General features: G+C 30.2%; 12 protein-coding genes. 3 read left to right on the top strand and 9 right to left on the bottom strand.

The window, feature by feature from the left end; translation table 11 throughout:
* Positions 1-495: PAS domain-containing protein (locus OM075_RS23720; protein ID WP_301193045.1), on the top strand; the 495-nt coding region annotated here is incomplete at its 5' end.
* A 1-nt stretch (position 496) separates the two neighbouring features.
* Here the strand turns inward: OM075_RS23720 and OM075_RS23715 are convergent.
* The 5 genes from OM075_RS23715 to OM075_RS23695 all read right to left on the bottom strand — a co-directional run bounded on the left by OM075_RS23715 (position 497) and on the right by OM075_RS23695 (position 4,018).
* Positions 497-1,147: a uroporphyrinogen-III synthase gene (locus tag OM075_RS23715; RefSeq protein ID WP_301193044.1), complete on the bottom strand. Its 651-nt coding sequence runs from the start codon at positions 1,145-1,147 to the stop codon at positions 497-499.
* A 277-nt stretch (positions 1,148-1,424) separates the two neighbouring features.
* Complete coding sequence (locus tag OM075_RS23710; protein ID WP_301193043.1) at positions 1,425-1,985, bottom strand: DUF2179 domain-containing protein; 561 nt, start codon at positions 1,983-1,985, stop codon at positions 1,425-1,427.
* Between the two features lie 229 nt (positions 1,986-2,214).
* Entirely contained in the window at positions 2,215-2,628 is a 414-nt protein-coding gene (rnk, locus tag OM075_RS23705) for a nucleoside diphosphate kinase regulator (RefSeq protein WP_301193042.1), read from the bottom strand.
* Between the two features lie 93 nt (positions 2,629-2,721).
* Positions 2,722-3,159 (bottom strand): GreA/GreB family elongation factor, encoded by a 438-nt coding sequence (locus OM075_RS23700; RefSeq protein ID WP_301193041.1) that lies wholly within the window; start codon positions 3,157-3,159, stop codon positions 2,722-2,724.
* A gap of 154 nt (positions 3,160-3,313) precedes the next feature.
* Entirely contained in the window at positions 3,314-4,018 is a 705-nt protein-coding gene (locus OM075_RS23695; RefSeq protein WP_301193040.1) for a hypothetical protein, read from the bottom strand.
* A 119-nt stretch (positions 4,019-4,137) separates the two neighbouring features.
* Here OM075_RS23695 and OM075_RS23690 point away from each other — a divergent pair, with 119 nt between their 5' ends.
* A complete protein-coding gene (locus OM075_RS23690; protein ID WP_301193039.1) occupies positions 4,138-4,839 on the top strand; it encodes a MarR family winged helix-turn-helix transcriptional regulator in 702 nt (233 codons plus the stop codon).
* Positions 4,840-4,852: 13 nt separating this feature from the next.
* Here OM075_RS23690 and OM075_RS23685 read toward each other — a convergent pair whose 3' ends face one another.
* Together OM075_RS23685 and OM075_RS23680 are read right to left on the bottom strand one after the other, a co-directional pair.
* Positions 4,853-5,803, bottom strand: a complete 951-nt coding sequence (locus tag OM075_RS23685) for a hypothetical protein (protein WP_301193038.1) — start codon at positions 5,801-5,803, stop codon at positions 4,853-4,855.
* Positions 5,804-5,902: 99 nt separating this feature from the next.
* On the bottom strand, positions 5,903-6,178 hold the full coding sequence (locus OM075_RS23680) for a putative peptidoglycan-binding domain-containing protein (protein WP_301193037.1): 276 nt from the start codon (positions 6,176-6,178) through the stop codon (positions 5,903-5,905).
* Between OM075_RS23680 and OM075_RS26170 the strand changes: the two genes are divergently transcribed.
* Complete coding sequence (locus OM075_RS26170; protein WP_363321655.1) at positions 6,140-6,394, top strand: putative peptidoglycan-binding domain-containing protein; 255 nt, start codon at positions 6,140-6,142, stop codon at positions 6,392-6,394. The genes OM075_RS23680 and OM075_RS26170 overlap by 39 nt on opposite strands.
* 461 nt (positions 6,395-6,855) lie before the next feature.
* On the opposite strand, the gene OM075_RS23675 is transcribed toward OM075_RS26170, so the two are convergent.
* Together OM075_RS23675 and OM075_RS23670 are read right to left on the bottom strand one after the other, a co-directional pair.
* Positions 6,856-7,587: a nuclease-related domain-containing protein gene (locus OM075_RS23675; RefSeq protein WP_301193036.1), complete on the bottom strand. Its 732-nt coding sequence runs from the start codon at positions 7,585-7,587 to the stop codon at positions 6,856-6,858.
* Positions 7,588-7,683: 96 nt separating this feature from the next.
* The gene (locus OM075_RS23670) at positions 7,684-8,100 is read right to left on the bottom strand and encodes a EutP/PduV family microcompartment system protein (RefSeq protein ID WP_301193035.1); all 417 of its coding nucleotides are present in this window, start codon (positions 8,098-8,100) and stop codon (positions 7,684-7,686) included.
* Positions 8,101-8,225: the final 125 nt, after the last annotated feature.

The raw sequence follows: 8,225 nt of genomic DNA, 5'->3' as shown, positions 1-8,225 counted from the left end.
ACTATGAACCGGGAAGGATTTGAGCTTGGCTTTCCTTATATACAACCCAAACGAATAAAAAAAGACGAGATGGAAACAGCATTTGATGATGGAGTAATTAATTTGGGAACAGGTAAAGTAAATGTAGAGCAAATTAAACTCATTTTTAACCATCTTCCGGTGGATATAACATTTGTAGATGAGAATAACAAGGTTTGTTATTTCTCCACACCACCTAAACGTATTTTTCCACGTACAACGGCTATTATTGGACGTGAAGTAAGCAACTGCCATCCGCCTGAAAGTGTTCATGTAGTTGAACAAATTGTAGAATCGTTCAGAAGTGGAGAAAAAGACCAGGTTGATTTTTGGATTAAAATGCGTGGGGAATATATCCTTATTCAATATTTTGCTGTTCATGACGAAAAAGGAAACTACAAAGGCGTTATTGAAGTCTCTCAGGAAATTTCGGGCATTAAGGCTTTGGAAGGGGAAAAACGATTGTTGGATTGGTAGATTATGAACAATGTATTTTGTAATAATCTAATCTTTTTTGAGTTTCCCTTCCTTTAGTAATAAACTCTTTATTTGAAGGCAATTGTCCGTACGTTTTCATAAAATTATCTACACAAGAGGGGGAGGTGAAAATTATTGCTCCAAATTTATCGAGATTCTGTTTTTCCATGGTTTGAGGATAGATATTTCGGTAAATAGCTAGGGTTTTGACTTCGTTGCCTTTTTTTCTTAGTTCAACAGGCATATACGACCTAGCAATATTTGAACGTGGTATAAGAATTTTTTCATTACTTATAGACAGTTTCTTGAATAGTTTTACTAATCCTACTGATGAATCTTCAATTGGTTCAAAATTCGGTGTTATGTCAAACGATGCTAATGTTGCAGAGGTATGTTTACCTATGGAGAATAAAAATAGATGCTTTATATCATTAATATTGGCAATCTGCTTTAATCGTTTAAAGAAAAACATAACCGCATAACTACTTGTGAATATAAGTATCGAATATTCGTTTAACCTGGTAATTTCTTTATCAACTAAACCATAATCCTCTAATTCTGCTATCTCGATCATTGGGTGATGATAAACGTTCCCCAAGTGAGAATACAGTTTCGGATGTAAACCTGTATATAAAATTGATTTTATGTTCATAATTTTGCTCAACAAAAAAGACAAGGGGGCATTATAAACACCCCCCCTTAACGTAAATAAACTTGCAAAAACATTAATAACTATTTATCAATACAAAAAAGATAGCTACATATATTCTTCGCAATGGATAACCTTCTTGGAAGTATCTCGAATATTGCAATCTTTTTTGTTATCGCAGTTAATACATAAGCCTTGTAATTCTTTAGAATTACTTTTGACTTGATTTGTTTTAATTTCTTTTGTTTCCATGATAGCGATTTTGTATTATTTATATTAATTATTTGCGTATAGCAGCCCTTTTCCTTTTTAAAGGATTGGGTGTAAAGAAAATATTTTTGTTAACAAAGCGTACATCTTCAATGGTATATAAAGCATTTGGATTGTGTTCGTGAATGATTTTTATAGCATTATCAATTTTCTTTCGATTTACTATTATGTACACTACTCCAACTGCTCCTTTAATTCCTTCCCCTTTAAGAAATGTAACTCCATAGCCTTCATCTTTAAGGTCATTAACTAATTCCTTAGCATCGTGTTTTGTTATTACTCTTAATAACTCATGCCCAAGTGCAAGTCTTTTTTCTATCTTCATTCCAATATAATTGCCTGCTGCAAATCCTCCTGCATAAGCAAAATAGCAAACCCAATTATCTAAGTTTTCAATAATCTCACTAATTGCTAAAATCCAAATTAAAACCTCAAAGAACCCTAATACTGGTGCCCAATTTTTAAAACCTTTTTCAACTAAAATTATTCGTATAGTTCCTAAACTAACATCAGCTACTCGAGCTAAAAATATTAGTATCGGTAAGATGATAAAAGCATAATAATCGAACATGGTTACTTATTACAATGATGTGCATGCTGCTGCCAAGGAACGATATATTCATATTGATTTAAAATTCTTTTTTCATCCCATCTATCCTTCAATATGTTTTTAGTTTCCGATTCGAAATGCGAATTATGATTGCTTTTATTTTTCGTAAATAATGAAACGCTTTTTTTATTCAATATTTCCATAGCTTTATATTTTTAAGTTGTATAACTGTGTATAGTAAAACTTTAATTTAAATTGCATACTCTCCATTAGCTTCAGGTTGATACTCAATTGCCAATATTTTTATTGAAACCTTGCCTCTAGGGGCTTCAAATTGCACAGTGTCGCCAACTTTGTAGCCCAACAGGGCACTTCCTAAAGGTGAAAGTACTGACACATGACCTTTCGTAAAATCTGCTTCTTTGGGATACACAATCTTTATTTTCATTGGTTTTTGAGTATCAATGTTCTCAACATGAACAATGGAGTTCATAGTTATAAATTCCGATGAAATTTCTTTTGAATTAACTTTTTCAGCTCGTTTTATTTCGTGCGCCAATGCTTCCAAATTTTTTAACTCAATACCCTTTTCTTTTCGGGCAAGTCCAACCAGATTACTCAATCGAGTGTAATCCAGCTCTGTTATTTTAATTTTTTCCTCCATGACTATATCTTTTTTCATGTTTCTTGCTCCATTTCTCTATAACGATAATTGCAATAATTATAATTAGTATTAAACCCATTCTGTTTTTGATTACTATAGGTTAAATTTCTTTTCCTTTTCTGGTTGAAAAGTTATTTCCTCAATGAACAACTTTTGGTTGGTTTTATTATATGGCACATAAACAACATCGTGTTCTTTAGCTCCAATACAGGCTAATCCGAGTAGACTGTACACCGAAATATCATTTTTACCATGAATATTTTGGGGAAGCACAATTTTTACTAACTGTTTCTGATTTTCTTCATTGGACAGAATAATCTCGGAATTAAGAGTTACGTAATTATTGGGAATTCCCTGAGGTCTATATTTCTTGCTGTTTGCAGCAAATAAATATAACTTGTGCAAACTCTGAGGTGGCACATGGCTCTTCCCAATATCTTCACCTACAAGATTCATTATTCTTGCATAATCCATATCAGTAATTGCCTTTTTGTTCCAATGCAAAGGCATTTCTTTTTGTTGTGTATCCATGTTATAATCTTTTAAATTAAACTAAAAAAAAAGACCGTAAAACGTATGCGATTTATAATACATCGTAACCGACTTAAAATTACTAAAGTTTTATATGATTTCCAATATTAAGTATTGAAATTATAATGCTGTATAACCTAATTCATTACTTTGATTAGTCGAAAGTAAAAGAATGAGAATAGACCGCAGTTTTTATCTTTTCCCAACTGTCAATAATTGTTTTACACAGACCTTTATCATTAAGTTCAAGAATTGCCTTTTTTTGTATGGTAGCAAGTTGGAATTTTAAACTATAAGGAATGTCTGCAATAAGCTTTACTCGATTAAACCCTGGATCATCGAGTAGCGTTTCTGATGAAATTGTTAAATCTTCAGATTTGGACAAAATTATCCCAAATTGGCTTTTCGAACAAGTACTTATAAATTTTGTAAGTGTTAGTTTTGATTTTAAAGAATAATGCCCAAAAAACACCACATAATCAGAATATTCCATCAAACTAAAAAGAATATTATCATCAAGTCTAATAGGATAATGAATTATAAGAAACGCGGTGTTTTTAATCAAAAAATTTCCTCTTAATATATCTATGGAAAACTCTCTTCTAAAGTTTTCTTTATTTAACTTATCGCTTGGAAATGACATGAGTGAATTATTAAAACGAGTATTTGCAAAATCCAGCTTTTGCATGTACTCTGTAGTAATATAATTTACCTCATCCTCTAATAGGATTTCTTTCACAATAGAATGATAATCGAAATCAATAATTGCCATATTATTCCTTTCAATCATTGCAAATGATGAAATAAAATGACTAATACCTGTACCAATAGTAAGCGGAATAAGTGTAATTGTTTTCATATCATTTTTAAGTATTAAAAAACTATATTTGTAATGTCAAATAGCATGCCAAGTGTCGTTAGTGATGTAATTTACATCGGAAACGCTATATGTGTTTTAATCAGATAATAATTCGCTGAATGGAAAATAGTTATAAAGTAATAAAGGAATTAATTGACTTGTGGGAAGCTTTTGAAAACGAAGCTCAAGAACAACATGACCTTTTGAATTTTTCAGAATGGTTAACGGGGCAAATAAAAGAAAAGAAAGTGACCAACACCAAACTCGAAAGTAAAAGTCAATTGCATTATCATCCTGAAACAGTTGAATATCTTAGTAAATTACAGCCTCATTCTCGCTTTCAAGAGTATATATTGAGAATTGCTCGTTTTGAAGAATTTTATATAAGAAAGTATCTGATTGATTTACCATTAAATTCTCGTTTGGAGTATCTATTTCTATTCACAATAGAAAATCTTGAAAAAGCAAGAAAAACAGACTTGATAAACATTCATTTAGTTGAATATACTACAGGAATGGATACAATAAGAAGATTAATAAAAAATAATCTTTTAAATGAACTTCCTGATGAGCAGGATAAAAGGGCTAAAGTACTTATTCTGACCAATGAAGGAGAAGAAGTACTTTACAAAGCGAATAGAAGAATGGATGAAGCCAGAAATATGTTTTTAGCTTGTATCAGTCCGAATAAATGGAAAAAAACACTATCAGTATTAAGAGAAATAAATGAGTTTCATAGTAATATTTACTTAAATCATTATGATAAACCTTTTGCGGAAATCTCTAATCTAATGGATTCATTGAAGCATTTGCATAAATAAAATTATTAAATTACTAAGTGGTCTGTTTGATTATTGAAGCTATTTCTGCTGCAATATTATCCAAAAGGTTTCTCTCTTCTTTAAAGAAAGGGCCCTCATATATTTCAGGGCATTGTTTCGAATAAATTATTTCAATTACACCTACCTTTTCACCATCAACAATGATGTCAGATTCAAGTACTTGGGTTTCATTTTCAATATTTGAGCTTGAATATTTAGTTCCGTTTATAGTAATCCTTACTGAGGTAATTTCAGGATACTGCCAAGCAGAAGGTATTAATTTGATAATCTGATTTAACATTTCTCCCAATGAAATATCTCTTTGCTTTGTAACTTTTGCTAATTCATATAGGAATGCCAATTCTTTCACCCTTTCTTGCAGCAGGGATTGCGTATATTGATTTATCAAAATAGCACTTAATGTTTGAGCAAATTCTTCAAGGAGATTAGTTCCTAAACTTGAAAACATTTCAAGTTTAACATTTTTTAATTGTATTAGTCCAACTCTTTCATTACTATACAAAAATGGTATTATTAATAATGAATAATCACCATTCTGCTTATCATTATTATTGTTTGTTGTAATACCTAATTTTTGTCGGTATGGAATGGCAAAATTGCCAAAATTTATTGTCCAAAAAGTTCCTTTGTCAGTGAAAAAACTAGATGAATGTTCAAATCTATCCTTAAATATTGACATCCATAGGCTATATATTTCTTTCTCTTGTAAATGATTTGTTAAATCGTCAAGGTTTACAATTTTGAAATCAAAACCGTTTTTGGTACTATTAATTAATTCAAACTGCGTTTCGCTTTTTTGTAACTTTAGCAAGAGTGTTAGTTCAGAACATTCCAACCAATCTTTAATAATTTTTGAAATTTCCTTTAGAAAAATTGACCTTGGAACCTCTTGATTAGCAATCTTTAAAATCTCGTATGATATTTTTGTAAGAGTATATTTCATTTCTATTTATTCATTAGTCATGACACAATTTCATTTTTTTCACAAAGTTAGAAAATGGTTTCAGATAAATAAATGCGAATTGATATTCTTAAAAATATTTTACTTTATGTCTTTATTGTTAGCCTGATATTCAATGATATCAATCCGCTTCAACCAACCTTCAAGGAATAAGTGATTTTTGCCTTTCTTGGCAATCTTGTGGTAATAGCGGATTCGAGCTTTTTTGATTTCCCAAAACAGTTCCTTTGGCTGGCAATTGGCAATTGCTGCAAGTGTCATTTTACCGATAATACCATCCATTTTCAAGTCGGCATCAAAGAATTGGTTTAATACACGTTGAACACCCCTGGCTATTGGGGTAGCTGTGGTGTTCAAAAAGTATTGAATCGCTTCTTTGATTGTGAACTCAAATTAGATGGAATTATTGGTAAAAACACAATCAAAGCTATTTGTCCGCCTGAATTGTTATTCAATGCCATTAAATCTGCTCGTATACATTACTACAATACCATTGCTCAAAGAGGTCAGAACCAAAAGTTTTTGAAAGGGTGGTTAAGAAGAGTAAAGTCAATTTCTTTTAAGAATAACTAACCTAAATTATCTATTTTTCTCTCAGCTTCATCCAAATAGATGCCTGACTGTCTAAAAATAGCACTATTAATTTCGTTAAGTCTCACAAGTATTAATTTGTAACATTAATATTATTAACCTGAGTTCGAAATAAAAAACTAGCTGATATACAAGGAAATAAACAAGGTTTTGATTATGTTTAAGTATCTGAAGTTTAAATATTTAACAACCAAAACACTTGTTTATTATGGAAGATAAAGTTACAGAAATTTTCTTTTATGTAGATGAATTTTGCAATGAATGGTATAAGGCAATCGCCGGACATCAACTAACTGAGGACAGCTCAAAAAATACGCGCAATAAGCCTTGTAAAATGTCCGATTCAGAAGTTATAACAATAATGATTCTGTTTCACTTATCTCATTACCGTAATGTTAAGAATTTTTACATTCGTTTGATGAGACTTTATTAATTTTATATTGCTAATCGAAAATTCTATCCTTACCTACTAGATCTATTATATCTTCAGCATGTTTATGTTGCAAATCTATATTTGTTCCATTCTCAACTGCTTTTTTTAAAATCTCAACAACATTTCTTTTATTTGTATATGGAGCAGGGGTATTACTTTCTCGAATAAGTTTTAATACATCAAATATTCGAGATGGTTTAACAAGGAATGTACCATTTGGGACATAGTTAATCTCTTTGAGTTCACAATCACCATAAAAAACTATTATTGAATAAAAAGGAATATTTTCAAACTGTTTAAGCTGCCTTTTAAGTGCCTCTATATGATTGATATTTTGCTTGATCGGATTGTAAAATCGATATTTCTTTTTACCGTAGGACATAACTTTTGTCCAATGTGAATAATTACCGTTACCATATATCCAACCACTATAGTCTTTTACTTCAAATACAATTATTCCTTCTGTTGTAGCAACAACTACATCAATTTGAGAATATTTATTATTACTCTTAACAACATATAAGTCGTGAAATATAGTTTGGGCTGGAATCCCTTTTTTCAGAAGTTTTAAAACTAAGTTCCTTTCTGTTTTAGTTCCACGATTTAAAGAGGTAACTCTTTTTATTAATCTAAGGTCTCTTATTTTTATAAATATTTTAGTACAAATAACAAGACCAACGGATATAATGAATATCCGGATTATATCCATTTTATTTTCAATTATATACTTCCAAATATCCATTTTTACCTTATGATTTACGTTTGGTCACTATTTTCTGATAATTAGCGAATTTGTAATATTACAGATACAATTGAATTGGTTTTGTGAGACTATTACTTATATCATGTTAAAAATCAAATTAGCATCATTACTATTAACAGCAAGTTGCTTAGACTTCATTATCTCTATTGTTTTAGGAATTATTATATGTGAGGAATAGCATTTAACCTGATCTAAAGGTTGAATTTTATTAGAAGTTTGAGAAGCTGCATATATAGCTTTTTGGCAACCTGCTATTTTTAAATTTTTAAGGTGATTTTTTACTGAATTTGAACCCTTAACATAATCACCCTGAGTTATAATTCCTATCAAGTTCCCTTCTTTTTCAAGCACATCAAATATATCCCCGTTACTAATATACCTATAGTGATCCTTAACCTGAACATATCCATTAGTCAATAACCTTTTATAAAGAAGAAGCAAAGAAGAAGTTTTTCTTATGTTACTTTCACCATATAAAGCTAATACTCTCATTTCTTGTAATATTTATAGTCTAATCTTTCCAATTGATAATACTAATTATACCAATTCTAATGGTATTAAATAATATTTTCATTCCATTAGCCCTTAATGCAACAATGTAATTCAAATAATTTATC

It is taken from the genome of Plebeiibacterium sediminum, from assembly GCF_026013605.1.
Lineage (GTDB): Bacteria > Bacteroidota > Bacteroidia > Bacteroidales > Marinilabiliaceae > Saccharicrinis > Saccharicrinis sediminus.
This window is presented reverse-complemented; position numbering and strand designations above follow the sequence as displayed.

Excerpts from the sequence above, each read along its gene's own strand:
- OM075_RS23715 (WP_301193044.1), bottom strand. The coding sequence starts at position 1,147 with ATGAACATAAAATCAATTTTATATACAGGTTTACATCCGAAACTGTAT.
- OM075_RS23710 (WP_301193043.1), bottom strand. The coding sequence starts at position 1,985 with ATGTTCGATTATTATGCTTTTATCATCTTACCGATACTAATATTTTTA.
- OM075_RS23675 (WP_301193036.1), bottom strand. The coding sequence starts at position 7,587 with ATGGATATTTGGAAGTATATAATTGAAAATAAAATGGATATAATCCGG.
- OM075_RS23685 (WP_301193038.1), bottom strand. The coding sequence starts at position 5,803 with ATGAAATATACTCTTACAAAAATATCATACGAGATTTTAAAGATTGCT.
- OM075_RS23695 (WP_301193040.1), bottom strand. The coding sequence starts at position 4,018 with ATGAAAACAATTACACTTATTCCGCTTACTATTGGTACAGGTATTAGT.
- OM075_RS23700 (WP_301193041.1), bottom strand. The coding sequence starts at position 3,159 with ATGGATACACAACAAAAAGAAATGCCTTTGCATTGGAACAAAAAGGCA.
- rnk (WP_301193042.1), bottom strand. The coding sequence starts at position 2,628 with ATGGAGGAAAAAATTAAAATAACAGAGCTGGATTACACTCGATTGAGT.
- OM075_RS23690 (WP_301193039.1), top strand. The coding sequence starts at position 4,138 with ATGGAAAATAGTTATAAAGTAATAAAGGAATTAATTGACTTGTGGGAA.
- OM075_RS23670 (WP_301193035.1), bottom strand. The coding sequence starts at position 8,100 with ATGAGAGTATTAGCTTTATATGGTGAAAGTAACATAAGAAAAACTTCT.